Origin of the sequence: Geodermatophilus bullaregiensis (genome assembly GCF_016907675.1) — a bacterium.
GTDB lineage: Bacteria > Actinomycetota > Actinomycetes > Mycobacteriales > Geodermatophilaceae > Geodermatophilus > Geodermatophilus bullaregiensis.
This window is the reverse complement of sequence record NZ_JAFBCJ010000001.1, coordinates 5143177-5160396: the sequence shown is the minus strand read 5'-3', so window position 1 is coordinate 5160396 and position 17220 is coordinate 5143177. Positions and strand designations below refer to the sequence as shown.

Below are 17220 nucleotides of genomic sequence, written 5' to 3'. Positions count from 1 at the left end.
CGGCCGCGCAGGATCGCCGCTCCGGCCGGCGCCACCGCGGCGTACCGGCTCTCCGGGTCGGTGCCGGCCGGCTAGCCCGCGGGTCACCGCGGCGACGCCGACAGCGCGTCGGTCAGCAACGTGACGAGCGCCTCGAGCTGCACGTCCGCCGACGACGAGACCTCCTCGTCCGACCCGTCGAGCGCCCGGGCGGCGAGCCCGGCCTTGCTGTCGATGAGCTCGGCGATCCGGGCGTCGATCGTCTGCGCGGCGATGATGCGCCACGCGGTGACGGGCTCGGTCTGGCCGATGCGGTGGCTGCGGTCGATGGCCTGGGTCTGCTCCGCGTCGGTCCAGGAGAGCTCGGCGAGCACGATGTTCGAGGCGACCTGCAGGTTGAGCCCCACCCCGGCCGCGGTCAGGGAGCACACCGCGACGGCGACGCCGGGGTCCTCCACGAAGGCGTCGATGTTCCTCTGCCGCGACGTCGGCGTCTGGTCGCCACGGATCGAGGAGAACCGGACCCCCTGCCGGGTGAAGGTCTCCTCGGCGGCGTCCATCACGTCGACGTGCTTGGCGAAGAAGACGACCTTGCCCGCGCTGCGTGCCAGCTGCGCCGCGTAGTCGGCGGCGAGACCGGCCTTCGCCTGCCCGATGCGCCGCATCATGCTGAAGACGTTCTCGCCGGCCTCCCCCGTGGTCGCGTCCTTCAGCTCCCACCGGGCCACCCGGCGCACGAGGTCGGGGTCGACGCCGTGGACGGTGCCCTGGCCGGTGCCCTCGACGACGCCGTCGGACGCGCGGGTCGCGAGCGCGGTCTCGTAGCGCGAGACCATCCGGCGGGCGAGGTCCCGCTCGGCCGCCCGGATGGACCGGCCGGCCGGCCCGTCCAGCTCGACGGGGAGGTCGGCGATGCGGCGGGCGGGGATGTCGGCGGCCACGTCGACCTTGCGGCGCCGGACGATGCCCAGGTCGATCACGCACCGGCGGGCGGCGGCGTAGAACCCGGGGTCGGCCGGGGTCAGGCCGGTCCCCTCGAGGGCCTCCATGAGCTCACCGAGCGGCTTGGTCTCGTCGGTCCAGCCGAGGAACTGCCAGATGGCCCGGAAGTCGTCGATGTCGTTGATGAGCGGGGTGCCGGTGAGGGCCATGAGCAGCGGCCGCGCGGTGCGGGTCCGGAGGCGCTGGGAGAGCTCCAGGACGTGCTGCGAGCGCTGGGACGTCCGGTTCTTGATGAAGTGCGCCTCGTCGACGACCATCCCGCGGAAGCCGAAGTCGCCGAGCCACCCGACGTGGCGGTCCAGCACCTCGTAGTTGACGACGACGACGTCGGCGAAGCCGTCGATGGTGTCGCCGTTGCCGTGGATCACGGTGGCCGGGCGGTGCGGGGTCCAGAGCCCGGCCTCGCGTGCCCAGTTGGTCTTGACGACGTTCGGGACCACCACGAGCAGCGGGTAGGCGTCCGCCGCCTCCGCGGCGAGCAGTGCCTGGGCCGTCTTGCCCAGGCCGGGCTCGTCGGCGAGCAGGAAGGTCCGGTGGCCGGCCGCGGCCGCGGCGACGAGCTGCGCCTGGTGCGGCATCAGCTGCCGGCCCTCGGGCGCGCGCAGCGAGGACGGCGCGGGCAGGGGCATGCACGCCGGGTCCCCGCCGCCGGCGCGCTCGAACGAGCTGAGCAGCGGGCCGAGCAGCTCCCAGCCGGCCAGGCGGTGGGGACGTGGGGTGCGCTGCGGAGCGGCGGAGAAGTCGGGCGCGAGGAAGGGGTTGGCCAGCTGCCGTGACACCACCGACTGCGGCACGACCCGGCGCTCGATCGGGGCGGGGGCGGCCACGGGCGCTGCCGGGGCGGCCTCCTCCGGGATCGGCTCGGCGTGGTCGTCCCCCAGCATGTCCCGCGCCAGCGACCGGGCGGCGTCGGACACGACGGCGTCCTCGGCGAGGAGGGCGAGGAGCGCGGGGGCGCGGACGGCGGTCTTCGCGAGGATCGTGGCGATCCCGTCCAGGCGCCTGAGCTGCTCGGCGCGGCGGGCGGGGCTGCTGCCCTCCTCCGCCCGGACCCGGGCGTGCTGCTGGCGCACCAGCAGCGCGACGGCCTGGAACTCCGTGCGCACCGCGGGTGTCACGCGGCCGCGCTGGACGGCGGCCTCGAGCTCGCGGACGGCGCGGGCGAGCACCGCGATGACGTCGCCGCGGTCGCGGGCGCGCCGCTGGTCCCGCGGGGTGGGGCGGCGAGCGCCCGTCTGGCGCCGGCCCGGTCGAGCCACGGACTCCTCCTCTGGGTGCCCCGGCGCGGTAGCCGCGGCAGCGTGCCGAACCATCCCGCGGACACGACGCCCCGAGACGTGAGCACCGAACGGCCTGCGGATCCTCGATGGACCGCACGGCGGGATCCGGCGGTCCGCCGCGGCCGGCACCGCCGGTCGACGACCGGCGGGACCACGGCGCGGGGAGGTCCGTCACGAGAGGAGCGACAGCGGTCTCGTGCTCGGTGTGTCGCTCATGCTAACGCGTGCGGGTGCGCACCATTCCCGACTCCCTGCGAGCCCACGGCGCGACCGCTCCCCCGGGACGGAGTCGTCCGCCGGCGACTCCGCTGCCGACGGCCGGCGGACCTCACGCCGACTCGGGCTCCACCAGCGGGCCCGGCGGCCGGGTGACCGGCCCCGCGGCCCCCGACCACTGCCAGTCGCGGATCTCCGGCAGGTCGATCCCGTGGGTGTGCACGTACTGGCGGTGCTCGATGAGCCTGCCGACCAGCGTCTCGCGCGCGTGGGCCGCGGTGACCTGCAGCCGCGGGATCAGGTCGATGGCGGCGATCGCCAGGTTGAACCGGTCGGTGCGGTTCATCACGCAGATGTCGAACGGCGTGGTCGTCGTCCCCTCCTCGACGTAGCCGCGCACGTGCAGGTTGGCGTGGTTGGCCCGCCGGTAGGTCAGCCGGTGGATGAGCCACGGATAGCCGTGGTAGGCGAAGACCACCGGCTTGTCCCGGGTGAACAGCGAGTCGAACGCCACGTCGGACAGGCCGTGCGGGTGCTCGGCCTCGTCCTGCAGGCGCATCAGGTCCACGACGTTGACCACCCGGACCCGCAGGTCGGGGAACCAGCCGCGCAGGATCTCCACGGCCGCGAGGGTCTCCATCGTCGGGACGTCGCCGGCGCAGGCCATGACGACGTCGGGCTCCGCGCCGGCGTCGCTGCTCGCCCACTCCCAGATGCCGATGCCCTTGGTCGCGTGCACCACCGCCGACCGCGCGTCCAGGTACTGCAGCGCCGGCTGCTTCCCGGCGACGATGACGTTGACGTACTGCCGGCTGCGCAGGCAGTGGTCGGCCACCGACAGCAGCGTGTTGGCGTCCGGTGGCAGGTAGACGCGGATGACGTCGGCCTTCTTGTTCACCACGTGGTCGATGAAGCCCGGGTCCTGGTGGGAGAAGCCGTTGTGGTCCTGCCGCCACACGTGCGAGGTGAGCAGGTAGTTCAGCGAGGCGATCGGCTGCCGCCACGGGATGCCGTTGGTCGTCTTCAGCCACTTGGCGTGCTGGTTGACCATCGAGTCGACGATGTGGACGAACGCCTCGTAGCAGGAGAAGAAGCCGTGCCGGCCGGTGAGCAGGTAGCCCTCCAGCCAGCCCTGGCAGGTGTGCTCGGAGAGGATCTCCATCACCCGGCCGTCGGGCGCCAGGGACTCGTCGTCGGGCAGCCGCTCGGCCACCCACGTGCGGTCGGTGGCCTCCAGGATCGCGCCGAGCCGGTTGGAGTTGTTCTCGTCGGGCGCGAAGACGCGGAAGTTCGCCGGGTTCCGGCGCACCACGTCGCGCAGGAAGGTGCCCAGCACCCGGGTGGCCTCGACCGCGCCGGTCCCCGGCTCGGGGACCTCCACGGCGTAGTCGCGGAAGTCCGGCAGGCGCAGCGGCCGCAGCAGGGAGCCGCCGTTGGCGTGCGGGGTGGCGCTCATCCGCCGCCCGCCGGCCGGGTGCAGGTCGCGGACGGCGGGCACCGGGGCCCCGTCGGCGTCGAAGAGCTCCTCGGGCCGGTAGCTGCGCAGCCACTCCTCGAGCACGGCACGGTGCCCGTCGTCGTCGCGGGCGTTGCTGAACGGCACCTGGTGGGAGCGCCACGACCCCTCCACCGGCAGGCCGTCGACCTCGGCCGGGCCGGTCCAGCCCTTCGGTGAGCGCAGCACGATCATCGGCCAGCGCGGCCGCTCGGTGACCCCCTCGTGCCGGGCGCGGCGCTGGATGGCGGCGATCTCGTCCAGACAGCGGTCCAGCGTGGCGGCGAAGGCCTGGTGCATCTGCGCCGGGTCGGAGCCCTCGACCACGTACGGGACGTGCCCGTAGCCGCGCACGAGGGCGTCGAGCTCGTCGCGGCCGATGCGGGCCAGCACCGTGGGGTTGGCGATCTTGTAGCCGTTGAGGTGCAGGATCGGGAGGACGGCGCCGTCGCGGGCGGGGTCGACGAACTTGGTGGAGTGCCAGCTGGTGGCCAGCGGCCCGGTCTCCGCCTCGCCGTCCCCGACGACCGCGGCGACCACCAGGTCGGGGTTGTCGAAGGCGGCGCCGTACGCGTGGGACAGCGCGTAGCCCAGCTCGCCGCCCTCGTGGATCGACCCGGGCGTCTCCGGGGCGACGTGGCTGGGGATCCCGCCGGGGAAGGAGAACTGGGTGACCAGCCGCCGCATCCCCGCCTCGTCCTGCGAGACCTCCGGGTAGACCTCGCTGTAGGTGCCCTCCAGCCAGGCCGCCGCGACCGGCCCGGGGCCGCCGTGCCCCGGGCCCATCACGTACATCGCGTCGAGGTCCCGGGCGGCGATGACCCGGTTGAGGTGGGCGTAGAGGAAGTTCAGTCCCGGCGTGGTGCCCCAGTGCCCCAGCAGCCGCGGCTTGACGTGCTCGGGCCGCAGCGGCTCCCGCAGCAGCGGGTTGCCCATCAGGTAGATCTGTCCCACCGACAGGTAGTTGGCCGCCCGCCACCAGGCGTCGATGGCCTGCAGTCGATCCTCGTCGAGTGGCTGGGCTGCGGTCGACGACTGCTCGGTGGTGGCGGTCATGCGGCACTCCTGGGACGTCGTGGGCCTCGGCCACCTGATCCCATCGACCCGCCCGGCACCGGGCAACCCGACGGCACGACCCGGAGCCACCGGCGCGCGCGGGGAACAGCGCCCGGCCGGACGGCGCTGGAGCTGCCGTGATCGACGCGGAAGCCCGGCTCTCGCTGCTGGACCGGTCCCGCACGCGGGTCGGCGAACCCGACGCCGCCGCGCTCGGCGGCACCGTCGAGCGCGCGGTCCGCGCCGAACGGCTCGGGTTCGACCGGTTCTGGGTCGCCGAGCACCACGGGGTGCCGGGGGTCGCCGGCGCGGCCCCGGCGGTGCTGCTGGCCGCCGTCGCCGGCCGGACGGCGACCATCCGGATCGGCTCGGCCGGCGTGATGCTGCCGCACCACCAGCCGCTCGTGGTGGCCGAGCAGTTCGCCACGCTGTCGGCCTTCGCACCCGGCCGCGTCGACCTGGGCCTGGGCCGCTCCCCCGGCTTCACCCCGCCGGTGCGCCGGGCGCTGCGGGAGACCGACCGGGACTTCGCCGGCGACCTCGACGAGCTGCGCCGGTACCTGACCGGGACGGCGGAGGTCACCGTGCACCCGCAGCCGGCCGGCGCGGTGCCGCTGTACGTGCTGGCCACGGGCCGCGGCCTGCAGGTCGCAGCCCGACCTCGGGCTGCCGGTGGTCGTCGGCGGCCCGCTGCTCGGTGTGGGCGGTGACCCGGAGCCCGGGCTGGCGGCGCTGGCCGGCTACCGGCGCGCCTTCCGGCCCTGCGCGCAGCAGCCGGAGCCGCGGGTGGCGATCAGCCTCGACGTGCTGGTGGCCGACACCGCCGCGGAGGCCGCCGACCTGCTGCTGCCCGAGGCGTGGGCGATGGCCCGGGCCCGCACCACCGGGACCTTCCCGGCGCTGGAGCCGGTGGCCGCCGTCCGGACCGCCGCCCGCACCCCGCGCCAGCAGCGGTACCTCGAGCAGACCGCCGCGGCGGCGATCGCCGGCACCCCCGCCCACGTGGAGCGCCGGCTCGCCGAGCTGCTCGACCGCACCGGGGCCGCCGAGCTGGTCGCCGGCAGCAGCACCTTCGACCGCTCCGCCCTGGCCGCCTCCGACGCGGCACTGACCGCGCTGTTCGGCCGGGCCCGGTCCGCCGGCAGCACCCCGGCGATGGCGCTCGCGACCCGGCCGTAGCCGACCCGCCCCCGGCGGGGCCGGTGACCGGCTCCCGGGTCAGGCGACCACGCGCGTGGCCGGGTGGGCACCCGGGTCCGGCTCGGCGACGACCCACGCCGTGCGCCCGTGCAGCGGCGGGGTCTTGGTGCCGTCGGTGAACCACACGACCACTCCCCCGTGCGCCCTGCAGTGCGAGCGCACCTCCCGGACCCGGCTCCCCGGCCCGGTCCTGGCGGGCCGGACGAGCGGGAGGCCGAAGTCGGTGCCGACGACGTCGGTGGTGAGGACCGGTGCACCGGCGGGCAGGTTGGCCGTCGACACGGTGACGGTGGTCTCCGGCGGCGCGGGCCGGACCGGTCTCGGCGCGCCGCGGTGCACGGCGGCGCTGCGGCTCATGCCGCACTGGCAGCGCCAGGCGGCGTCACCGACGGCTCGGGTGAACGGGTGGGCGGACGTGGAGACGGTCGTCATCGGAGCCTCCCGGGAGTCGGGGCCGACCGGGCCGACCTGGCCCGGACGACCATGGGTGGGGACCGGCGGGGTCGGGGCGTCGACCACGACGATTCGAACACACGTTCGAGGATGCGACAAGGCCGCGTCGGCACCGGCGCACGGGACCGGCCGTTCCCGGCCGTGCGCGCGGGCTCAGTCCTGCCGGGTGCCGTTGCGCGTGACGCGGATCGTCTGCGGGCTGCGGGTGCTCCGGGTGGGTACGACCTCGCCCAGCTCGACCAGCCGCTCGACCGCGGCCTCCCTGTCCACCTGCGTGCGCAGGCCGCCACCGGACCACTCGCAGTGCAGGTCGTCGGCCGGCCCGGACCGGCCCCTGAGCCGCTCCCGCGCGTACTCCTTGTGGCGCTTGGCCTCGTTCTCGGCCGCCCGCCAGGCGTCGTAGTCGTGCACGGCGACGACGTAGTCCTCGTCGGTGACCGTCAGGCGGGACTGCCGGGAGACCTCGCCCTCGGTCTCCGGGTCCACCGGCGGGCCCCAGCACAGGTCGAGGAACGGACACCAGTCGCACATGGTGTCCACCCCGGGACCGAACCCGTCCCGGGGGACGGCCTCGACCCCCTCGTCCTCGACGGTGGCGTAGACGTCGGTGAGCCACAGGATCGCCTCGGCGGTCAACGACGGGTCGGAGTCGGCCTCGAAGACGACGTCCTCACCGGAGTCGCGCGACAGGTAGCGGATGCGCAGCCCCTCGACGTCCTGCCCGGTGTCGGCCGGCAGCCGGCGGTCGGCGGTCTGCCCGGTCCGCAGCAGCCAGGCGTAGACGGCGACCTGGAACCAGTGCCGCACCGGGACCCCGCGGGTGAGGACCCGCTCGAAGCCGAACCGGGACGTCGTCTTGAGGTCCTCCACGACCGGGGCGTGCCACCAGTCGCAGCGCCCCTTGACCTGCTCGCCCCTGAGGCCGACCTCGGTCAGCCCGCCGTACTGGCGGCGCAGCGCGCGCAGCACCCCGCGGTGCAGCTCGGTGCCGATGAAGGCCTGCAGCCCGGTGCGGGTGTTGGTCGGACGGCGGCGGGCGATCCGGTAGGCGGCCCGGCGGCGGCACTCCCCGAGCTCCGAGGCGCCGATCATCCGCTGGCGGGAACGGGCCCGGCGGCTGTCGAGGTCGCGGACCGCGGCGGCCAGGCTCGGGGCGGCCCGGCGCTCCGCGGCGCTGGGGCGGGCGGGCAGGACGGCGGTCACCGCGTCTCCCTCGGGTCGGGGGCGGTGGAGCGGGGCCGGGGACCGGCCCCGCTCCACCCGCGCGGCTCAGGCGACATCCGGACGGCCGTCGCCGGCGGCCCGCTGCGTGGCGATCACGTCGCGCACCAGTGCGGTCAGCCGCTTGGTCGCCACGTGCTCGGCGGGCCGGCCGAAGCGGGCGCCGATCTGCTCCTCGGTGACGCCCAGGGCCTCCAGGCTGGCGAGCACGCCCCGGCGGGCGGCGTTGAGCCGGCGCTCCTGCGGGTCGTCCGGGGTCGGCGAGGGCTCCAGCAGCGGGTTCGCCGGCGCGCCCTCGCGGCCCGTGGACGGACGGGCCGACGCGGCGGCGGCGAGGGCGGGCCCCACCAGCTCGGCCGGCGTCTGCGGGACGGACGGGTCACCGGCCGCGACCCGGCGCCGTCCGGCGGGGTGGGCCTTCATCGACGCGGCGAGGAGCTCCTCGTGCCGGGCCTGGATCAGCTCGGCGACGGTGTAGGAGCCGCCGGGGGTCGCCACGTCGACCTGCAGCAGCCCGGTGCGGTTGCCCTCGGCCCAGACCTCGCGCAGCTCGTCGTCGCCGCGGGCGTCGCCGATGCGCGCCACCAGGTCGGCGACGTCGGGCTCCCGCCGTCCGCCCGCCCGGGTGCCCGGCCGGCCGGCCGGGGCCTCCTCGGTCCGCTCGTGGTCGAGCAGCCCGCCGCCGTGGAAGGACACGAGGTCGCGCACGTGGGCGGTGCCCGGGTCGCACTTGAGCGCGTCGAAGACCAGCCACTCCAGCAGCCGGCCGGTGGCGGCCGGGTCGGTGACCTCCTTGGCCGGGTCGTCGTTGGGCTTGATGCCCACGTGCACGCTGCGCGCGCCGACGATGAGCGGTCGCCGTCCGCGGCGCAGCCGCACCCACACGCTGGCCGCGTACGGGAACTCCCGGTGGGTCTGCACCGACCAGGTCTTCTGCCCCTCGATCGGGCGGCCGTTGGCGTCGACCTCGGTGACCTCCTTGCCGCGGGCGGTCACCACGACGATGCCCGGGAAGGTGAGCAGCTCGGTCTGCAGCTTGCGCCAGCGGGACCCGGCGTCGTTCCACAGGTTCTGGCTGATGGTGATCTCGGCGTTGGGGTCGCGCTTGAGCAGTTCGCGGTTGCGGGTGCTCTTCGAAGCACGGTCGCTGGCCCAGTCCTTCAGGCCGTCCCAGATCGCCGAGCCGGTGTCGATGCCGAGCACCACCGGCGGCTCGCCGGCGTCGGCGGCGCGGCGGGCCTGCGCCTTGACCGCCTGCACCGCGGCGAGCACCGCGGCGTACGAGCCGTCGTGCTCGATGAGCTGGTAGCTCGCGCCGGGGATGGCGCCGTACTCGTCGCCGGCGCCCTCGTTGAGGTCGATCCAGTACAGGGCGCCGATCTTGTCGCTGCTGCTGAACTGGGCCAGCGCCCAGCTCTTGCCCGCCTTCTCCTCGCCCTCGAGGAGGATGCACGGCCACGGCACGCGGCCGGTGGGCTTGCGGGTCTTGAGGCCGGAGACGGCCATGGGGAACTCCTTGTCGACACGGGGAAGATGTCGACCCGGAATCTATGAGCGGGTACTGACAAATCCGTCGCCGTGGCGGCGTGTCGACTTGACTGCTCCCCGGGTGATCGACCGGCGTCGGGGAAACCGCAGCTCAGCGCGGTGCCGTCGCCGCGGTCGGCGGGACGGCCGTTCGCTGTCGGCGTACAGCCCCGGCTGCGGCGTCCTCCGGGCCGGTCGGGACGGGAGCGGCGCGCAGCGGTCCGCACCGCAGGCGGCGGGCCAGGGCGGTGTGGCGGCGGCCGGAGCCGGTGGCCTGCACGGCCTGGCCGAGCGCCCGGGGCGAGCCGACGAGGACGACGAGCTGCTTGGCCCGGGTGACCGCGGTGTAGAGCAGGTTGCGCTGCAGCATCACCCAGGCGCTGGTGGTCAGCGGGATGACGACGCAGGGGTACTCGCTGCCCTGGGAGCGGTGGACGGTGACGGCGTAGGCGTGCACCAGCTCGTCCAGCTCGCCGAAGTCGTAGTCGACCTCCTCGTCCTCGTCGGTGCGGACGGTGAGGGTCTGCTCGACGCCGTCGATGGCCGTGACGACGCCCTGGGTGCCGTTGAAGACGCCGTGGGCGCCCTTGTCGTAGTCGTTGCGGATCTGGGTGACCTTGTCCCCGACGCGGAACACCCGCCCGCCGAAGCGCTTCTCCTCCCGGCCGGGCGCCGCGGGGGTGAGCGCCTCCTGCAGCAGCTCGTTGAGCGCGGCGGCACCGGCGGGCCCGCGGTGCACCGGGGCGAGCACCTGCACGTCCCGGCGGGGGTCGAGGCCGAACCGGGCCGGGATCCGGCGCGCCACCACGTCCACGGTGAGCCGGGCGGCCTCCTCGGCGTCGTCGGTGCTGAACAGGAAGAAGTCCTCGAGACCGCGGACCTGGGGGTGGCTGCCGGCGTTGATGCGGTGCGCGTTGGTGACCACCCCCGACCGGCTGGCCTGCCGGAACACCTGACTCAGGCGCACGTGCGGGACGGGGGTGCCCTCGGCGAGCAGGTCGCGCAGCACCTCGCCGGCGCCGACGGAGGGCAGCTGGTCGACGTCGCCGACCAGCAGCAGGTGCGCGCCCGGCGGGACCGCCCGCACCAGCTTGTTGGCCAGCAGCAGGTCCAGCATCGAGGACTCGTCGACGACGACCAGGTCGGCCTGCAGCGGCCGCTCCCGGTCGAAGGCGGCGTCCCCGCCGGGGCGCAGCTCCAGCAGCCGGTGCACGGTCACCGCCTCGACCCCGGTCAGCTCGGTGAGCCGTCTCGCCGCCCGGCCGGTCGGCGCCGCGAGCACGATCCGCGCGCCCTTGGCCGCCGCGAGGGTGACGATCGAGCGCACCGTGAAGCTCTTGCCGCAGCCGGGGCCACCGGTGAGGACGGCGACCTTCTCGGTGAGCGCCAGCCGCACGGCCTCCTGCTGGCCGGGCGCCAGGTCCACGCCGGTGCGCCGGTGCAGCCAGGCCTGCGCGGCGTCCCAGTCCACGGCGGCGAAGGCCGGCATCCGGTCGGCCTCGGCGGCCGCCAGCCGCCGGAGCCCCGCGGCCAGGGAGACCTCCGCCCGGTGGAAGGGGACGAGGTAGTACGCCACCGTGGTGCGCTGCCCGTCCGCGCCGGGGAACTCCTCGCGGATCACCCCCTGGTCGGCGACCAGCAGGGCCAGGCAGTGACCCACCAGGTCCGCCGGGACCTGCAGGATCTCCACCGCCCGGGCGACCAGCTCGGTCTCCGGCAGGAAGCAGTGCCCCTGCCCGGTCGCCTCGGAGAGCACGAACTGCAGCCCCGCCTCCACCCGCTGGGTGCTGTCGTGCCGGATCCCGACCGCCGCGGCGATGGTGTCGGCGGTCCGGAAGCCGATGCCCCACACCTCGGCGGCCAGGCGGTAGGGCTCGGCGCGGACCACGCCGATCGAGGCGCCGCCGTACTGCTTGTAGATGCGCACGGCCAGCGAGGTCGAGACGCCCACCCCCTGCAGGAAGACCATCACCTCCTTGATGGCCCGCTGCTCCTCCCAGGCCGCGGTGATCAGCCGGCTCCGCTTCGGCCCCAGGTTCGGCACCTCGACCAGCCGCGCCGGTTGCTCCTCGATCACCCGCAGCGCGTCGGTGCCGAAGTGGTCGACGATCCGTTCGGCCAGCCGCGGGCCGATGCCCTTGACCAGCCCCGAGCCCAGGTAGCGGCGGATGCCCTGCACCGTGGCCGGCAGCACGGTGGTGTAGTCCTCGACGTGGAACTGCCGGCCGTACTGGGGGTGAGCTCCCCACCGCCCCCGCAGCCGCAGCGTCTCCCCCGGTTGCGCGCCGAGCAGCGAGCCCACCACGGTGACCAGGTCACCGCCCCGCCCGGTGTCCACCCGGGCCACGGTGTAGCCGCTCTGGGCGTTGGCGAACGTGATCCGCTCCAGCGTCGCCTCCAGGACCGCCCCGGCCCGCGTCTCCCCCACCTGCCATCCCCTCGCCGACACACCCGCTCCGACGACCGATCGTCACACCACCCGGGGACATCGCCGCGGTCCCCGCCCGCGGGACGGCGTCCGTGGCCCGCGGAACTGTCAGCCGGTGCTCATAGCCTCCGGACGCTCACCAGAGCGATGCACCGACGTCACGGAGGACCGGATCATGGCCGGCGACACTGTCATCACCATCATCGGCAACCTGACCAGCGAGCCCGAGCTGCGCTTCACGCCCTCGGGAGCGGCGGTCGCCGACTTCACCATCGCGTCCACCCCGCGCACCCTCGACCGCCAGACCCAGGAGTGGAAGGACGGCGAGGCGCTGTTCCTGCGCTGCAGCTGCTGGCGCCAGATGGCCGAGAACGTCGCGGGGTCGCTCACCCGCGGGTCGCGGGTCGTGGCGCAGGGACGCCTCAAGCAGCGGTCCTTCGAGACCAAGGAGGGCGAGAAGCGCACCGTGGTCGAGCTGGAGGTCGACGAGATCGGCCCCTCCCTGCGCTATGCGACGGCGTCGGTCACCAAGGTGGCCCGCTCCGGGGGTGGGTTCGGCGGCGGATCCGGCGGCGGCAGCGGCGACGGCGACAGCGGTGACGGCACCGGCGGCGATCGATCCGGGACTGGGCGGGGTGGCTCCCCCGATCCCTGGGCGGCGCCGGTCGGCGCCCCCAGTGAGGAGCCGCCCTTCTGAGCTCCCCGACCGGACGCACCGCGACCCGTGCGGCAGGGCGGTCCGCCGCCGCCACACCGTGCACCCCGGGCGAGGGATGGCGCAGAGCTGGTCCGGCGCCCGACCGGCCGGATCAGCACACAGGCGCGCAGCGGCCCGGCCCCGGACCCGTACGGAGGGTCCGGGGCCGGCCTCTGCGCCTCGCCGCGGTCACTCGGTCACCGCGTGCCTGCCCTAGATGTCGTGACCAGGGACGTTATTGACAGTCGGCGTGGTGCCTTGATCGCGAAGGAGACCTCCGGAAGGAGTGGCGGTGCTTGACGTCGCCGTTTCCAACCGGAGGTCTCTGTGGCCCACGCTAATGCCCGCACGACCGTCTATGCCCGCAAGCTGATCGTCGACCGCGTCCGAGCCGGTCACCGGCCCGGCGAGGTGGCCAAGCAGCTGGGGGTGAGCCGACAGACGGTCGACAAGTGGATCCGCCGCTACCGCGCCGAGGGCGAGGCCGGGCTGGCCGACCGCTCGTCCCGGCCGCATCGGATGCCGCGGCAGACCTCGCCGGAGACGACCGCGGCCATCGTGGCCGCGCGCACCGAGCACCATGCCGGCCCGGTTCGGCTGGCCGCGATCCTGGGCCTGGCAGCCTCCACCATCGGTGCGGTCCTCGCCCGCGCCGGCCTGCCCCGGCTGGCCGAGGTCGACCGGCTCACCGGCGAGCTGCTGCGCGGCCGGCGGCACAGCGACCGCCGGTATGAGCGCGCCCATCCCGGCGAGCTGCTGCACGTCGACGTCAAGAAGCTCGGCCGGATCCCCGCCGGCGGCGGCTGGCGGGTCCACGGCCGCTCGGAGGAGGTCCGCGGTCGCGGCCTGGGCTGGGACTACGTGCACGTCGCCGTCGACGATCACACCCGGCTGGCCTACGCCGAGGTGCTGTCTGACGAGCGGGTGGCCACCTGCGCCGGTTTCTTGACCCGGGCGGCGGCCTGGTTCGCCGCCCGCGGCGTCATCGTGCGTCGGGTGCTGACCGACAACGCCAAGAGCTACCGAGTCGGGCGGGCCTGGATCGCCGTCTGCGCCCAGCTGGGCATCGGCCGCCGGTTCATCAAGCCCGGCCGGCCCGCGACCTTCGGCAAGGCCGAGCGGTTCAACCGCACCCTGCAGACCGAGTGGGCCTACGCCACCGCCTGGACCAGCAACGACGAGCGCACCGCCGCCCTGGACAGCTGGCTGACCCACTACAACACTGCCCGCAGCCACTCCGCCCTCGGAGGTCACCCGCCGGTCAGCCGCCTCGCCGCGTGAACAACCTGTCTGGTCACGACACCTAGACCAGGTTGACGTCCAGGAGCTGGAGCACGAAGGCCATGGGGTTGATGATCGTGAAGTCACCTCCACCGGCGAACAGCAGTCCTACCGGAGGCAGTCCCCCCCGCCACGCCCAGACGCACGATCCCGAGTCACCACCGGCACTGAACGGCCGGCCTGCGATGTTGCTCTCGACGAGGATCTGCCGCTCGAAGTAGGCGGTGCCGCACTGCCGGTAGCTGACCCTTCCGCTCCACGTCAGGCTGGTGACCCGGCCCTGCGTCAGCTGCGTCGTGCGCCCCGACTTCCCGACGATCGTGCCGACCTGCGCGGCGACCGGCTGGGTGCCGACCTTGAAGCGGCCGAAGGTGGTGCCCGACCGGTAGATGTGCTCCGGGTGCACCCGGTCCGGCCACGCCCAGCCCGTGGCCGCGTCCACGTAGTTCGTCCCGCCCTGGAAGTTAAGGGGGACGGCTCTCTCCAGGATGGCCACCTGGTCCCTCGGGTCAGGCGGTGGGCACCGGCCGCCGTCGGCGGGGCCGGGTTGGACGATGCAGTCGCCATAGGCAGCAGGGCAGCCCGGGTACGAGTTGGCGAGGACGTGGTTGTTGCTCAGGATCATCAACCGGGCGTCACGCGGTGCCGTCCGGCCGCGGCAGAGCTGACCGATGGTCCCGGCCGTGATCCGGTGGTGGCCCACCGAGATGCCGCAGTAGGCGGGGCGCTGACGGAACTTGTGCTCGAGCGCCTCGAAGGTCGCCTTGTGCGTGACGATCGGTACGTCGGCGCCGCCGTTCCCGCTCAGGGCAGACACACCGAAGTCCTGTGCGAGGAGGGACCGTGCAGCGTCGGGGTAGAGCTCCTCGGACGTGAACACGTGCAGCGCCTGCTGCCCGGGCTCACCCGCGCCCGGCACGGACGGGCCGACCGCCACGGCCTGGACGAGGTTCGTGTCGGCTCCCGTGGCGTGGGCAGTGGTCGCCCCCGGGTCGAAGGTGATGTCGAGGTGCTGCGGCCCCGCATCCGCCTGTTGCTGGACCTGGCTCTTGATGAGGCCGGAGACCTCCTCGAAGGCTGCGGCGACGTCGCCCGGCACACCGCTGAGCGCGTCCGCAGCGGCCTGGGCCATCGCTGCGTCCTCCCCGAGCGAGGCGTCCGGCACGGCGTAACCGACCGAGGCGTCCTCCGACTGGTCGCCTGCACCGGGCGGCTGGTACTGACGACCGCCGGGCTGCGAGCCGGCTCCGTCCGCCGGCGGGTTGGGGTTGGGTCCGGACACGTGGATCACCCGCTTCCGTGTGGCATCGGTGGGGGTCACGAGGACCGCTGTGGTCCTGCGGCCGACGGGACCGTAGGCCGACTGCTGTCACTGACCCGTCACCGGAGCGTCACGTACGGCGGGCCGTACTCCGGTGTCTTGAGCACATCGACCGGAGGCTCGTCCCGGGTTCGGCGACGAGTCGGGTCACGGGGTGCGGTCGACGTGCACGAGTGCACCACTCGTCTGGAGGACAGCCGCCCGGCGACGACTCGCCGCGTCCGCCGTGGCCTGTGCCCCCGAGTCGGACCGCGTCACGGTCGGACGCGACCGCTAGGCCGGCAGGATCTCGATGGGGTCGTGCGGCTCGACGATCACGCGGTGGCCGGCGATCTCTCGCGGGAGCTCGTCACGCCTGCCGATGTGGTCGACCCAGATCACGATGGCGTCCTTCGTCGGGGTGTCCAGGCGGCGGTACACGCCCCTCACCCACTCCTTGTCCCTCAGGTCGCGGGCCACCCGGACGGTCAGCTCGTCCAGCGCATCACCGGCCGGCGACTCCCAGACCGGCGGCACCTGCCCCGGAGGCGGCATCGCCAGGTCCTCCGACGCGGTGATCCTGGGTGGCTCGAACTGGGTCATCGCCATCACTCCCGCCCCGCAACCCGTCGCCAGCCCCACGCTCATGACGATGGAGGTCAGCAGGGTGACCCTCCGGCGCCGGAGAGGCCGCTCGTGGACCGACGGACCCACGGCGTCATCGTATGCCCGCTTCCCCGGGACCCGACCACGATCCGAGCGGTACTCGACGTGTGACCGGTCGCTGACGGGTCCGTGCCGGCCCCGAGCCCGGTCACCGCGACGGTCGCGACCGGAGCCGAGGTCACGGCCAGGTCCGCTTCAGGCTCGTCGGAGGACCGCCCGGGAGGCCGGTCCCGGCTCCGTCGGCCCCCACCCCCGACCCGTGGGGCACGGACCTCGCCGAGGCGCCGGCGTCAGTTGCCGGCGGCTCGGTACTGCTCGACGACGTCGGCCTTGATCCGGCCACGCGGGGAGACCGTGATGCCCTGTCCGGCAGCCCAGGCGCGCACCGCGGCCGGGTCGTACCCCGAGTAGGCGGGTCTCGCCGGCTCGGCGGCACGACGACCCGCGCTCGAGGAGACCTCCCGGGCGGCCTGCACGTAGCGGGAGAGCTGCGCGCGCATCGCTGCGGCGTTCTCGTCGCTCAGGTCGATCCCGTACTCGGTGCCGTCGAGAGCGAACTCCACGGTCGTGCTGGCCGGCGTCTCGCCATCCAGGTCGTCGATCAGCACGACCTCGGTCCGGGTAGCCACACGACCGAGACTCCAGAGCCGTGATCGGGAAGTCAAGGGAACGGCCCTGATCACCGGGACGTCGCCCGGCGGGGGGACCAGTCTCCGCCGAACACGAGGAGGACCCCGCGGTCCTCGACCGTGGGGCTCCCCGTCCTCGGGCCGGTGCTCCCATCGGGTCGCGTCGCGCCGGTACAGCAGGACGGTTCCCACGACGAGGGCCACCGCGGCGTACCCGCCGAAGACGAGTGCGCTCTCGGGCCGGGTCAGGGCGACGGCGATCGCCTCGGGGGTGTCGACGTCGTTGCTGTGGGCGAGCAGCTCGTCCCCCGCGAAGAACGGCAGGAAGCGGGCGACCGGATGTCATCTCCCGGTCCGGGCCGGGTCGACGGGACGGCGCGGGCGGTGATCGGCGTGGACCTGAAGCCCTTGACCATCAGGTAGACGCCGGGTGACAGCTCCCAGGAGAAGATCGGGGCGGCCGCGATCACGTGGAGCCCGGCGTCCAGGTCGTGCGTGCCGAGGACGACCCCGGCCACGGAGGCCAGCAGCAGGGGGCCGCCGATCAGGCCCATCAGCGGGATGACGCGTGCTACGAGGCCGGACCGGTACACCAGCGAGCCGAGCAACAGGGCGTCGACGGCCGCCATGACGTCGGGTCCGGACAGGTGCCCGCGACCGGGTGACCGCCGGGCTCGTGGCTGCACCGTGTGTCCCCGACCGGGAACGCCTGCGGGGGATCGGCCGTCGGCTCCCCCGGCGGGGACGTCGCTCCCGAGGAATGCGGAGGGCCGGCCCGGGTTTGTCCCTC

The 17220-nt window shown here is 74.4% G+C and carries 14 protein-coding genes; 4 read left to right on the top strand and 10 right to left on the bottom strand.

Features of this window, described 5'->3' with window-relative positions; translation table 11 throughout:
• Positions 1-83: 83 nt before the first annotated feature.
• Together JOD57_RS24720 and JOD57_RS24715 are read right to left on the bottom strand one after the other, a co-directional pair.
• Complete coding sequence (locus JOD57_RS24720; RefSeq protein ID WP_204694449.1) at positions 84-2240, bottom strand: DEAD/DEAH box helicase; 2157 nt, start codon at positions 2238-2240, stop codon at positions 84-86.
• A gap of 349 nt (positions 2241-2589) precedes the next feature.
• Positions 2590-5028, bottom strand: a complete 2439-nt coding sequence (locus JOD57_RS24715) for a phosphoketolase family protein (RefSeq protein WP_204694448.1) — start codon at positions 5026-5028, stop codon at positions 2590-2592.
• 137 nt (positions 5029-5165) lie between these two features.
• Between JOD57_RS24715 and JOD57_RS25925 the strand changes: the two genes are divergently transcribed.
• On the top strand, positions 5166-5738 hold the full coding sequence (locus JOD57_RS25925; protein ID WP_307824925.1) for an MsnO8 family LLM class oxidoreductase: 573 nt from the start codon (positions 5166-5168) through the stop codon (positions 5736-5738).
• Positions 5728-6207: an LLM class oxidoreductase gene (locus JOD57_RS25920; protein WP_239568795.1), complete on the top strand. Its 480-nt coding sequence runs from the start codon at positions 5728-5730 to the stop codon at positions 6205-6207. The genes JOD57_RS25925 and JOD57_RS25920 overlap by 11 nt, the downstream gene beginning before the upstream one ends.
• A gap of 39 nt (positions 6208-6246) precedes the next feature.
• Here JOD57_RS25920 and JOD57_RS24705 read toward each other — a convergent pair whose 3' ends face one another.
• The 4 genes from JOD57_RS24705 to recD2 all read right to left on the bottom strand — a co-directional run bounded on the left by JOD57_RS24705 (position 6247) and on the right by recD2 (position 11857).
• Positions 6247-6660: a hypothetical protein gene (locus JOD57_RS24705; protein ID WP_204694447.1), complete on the bottom strand. Its 414-nt coding sequence runs from the start codon at positions 6658-6660 to the stop codon at positions 6247-6249.
• Positions 6661-6834: 174 nt separating this feature from the next.
• Entirely contained in the window at positions 6835-7941 is a 1107-nt protein-coding gene (locus JOD57_RS24700; protein ID WP_372440290.1) for a PD-(D/E)XK nuclease family protein, read from the bottom strand.
• A gap of 9 nt (positions 7942-7950) precedes the next feature.
• Positions 7951-9408: a hypothetical protein gene (locus JOD57_RS24695; RefSeq protein ID WP_204694445.1), complete on the bottom strand. Its 1458-nt coding sequence runs from the start codon at positions 9406-9408 to the stop codon at positions 7951-7953.
• A 133-nt stretch (positions 9409-9541) separates the two neighbouring features.
• Positions 9542-11857, bottom strand: a complete 2316-nt coding sequence (gene recD2 / locus JOD57_RS24690; RefSeq protein WP_204694444.1) for an SF1B family DNA helicase RecD2 — start codon at positions 11855-11857, stop codon at positions 9542-9544.
• 175 nt (positions 11858-12032) lie between these two features.
• On the opposite strand from recD2, the gene JOD57_RS24685 reads away from it, so the two are divergent.
• Entirely contained in the window at positions 12033-12554 is a 522-nt protein-coding gene (locus JOD57_RS24685; RefSeq protein WP_204694443.1) for a single-stranded DNA-binding protein, read from the top strand.
• Positions 12555-12881: 327 nt separating this feature from the next.
• Positions 12882-13835: an IS481 family transposase gene (locus JOD57_RS24680; RefSeq protein ID WP_204694442.1), complete on the top strand. Its 954-nt coding sequence runs from the start codon at positions 12882-12884 to the stop codon at positions 13833-13835.
• 22 nt (positions 13836-13857) lie between these two features.
• Here JOD57_RS24680 and JOD57_RS24675 read toward each other — a convergent pair whose 3' ends face one another.
• The 4 genes from JOD57_RS24675 to JOD57_RS24660 all read right to left on the bottom strand — a co-directional run bounded on the left by JOD57_RS24675 (position 13858) and on the right by JOD57_RS24660 (position 17116).
• Entirely contained in the window at positions 13858-14967 is a 1110-nt protein-coding gene (locus tag JOD57_RS24675; protein ID WP_204694441.1) for a chymotrypsin family serine protease, read from the bottom strand.
• A 462-nt stretch (positions 14968-15429) separates the two neighbouring features.
• The gene (locus JOD57_RS24670) at positions 15430-15738 is read right to left on the bottom strand and encodes a hypothetical protein (RefSeq protein ID WP_204694440.1); all 309 of its coding nucleotides are present in this window, start codon (positions 15736-15738) and stop codon (positions 15430-15432) included.
• Between the two features lie 353 nt (positions 15739-16091).
• Positions 16092-16430, bottom strand: a complete 339-nt coding sequence (locus JOD57_RS24665) for a histone-like nucleoid-structuring protein Lsr2 (protein WP_204694439.1) — start codon at positions 16428-16430, stop codon at positions 16092-16094.
• Between the two features lie 245 nt (positions 16431-16675).
• Complete coding sequence (locus JOD57_RS24660; RefSeq protein WP_307824923.1) at positions 16676-17116, bottom strand: DUF4386 domain-containing protein; 441 nt, start codon at positions 17114-17116, stop codon at positions 16676-16678.
• Between the last annotated feature and the right edge of the window lie 104 nt (positions 17117-17220).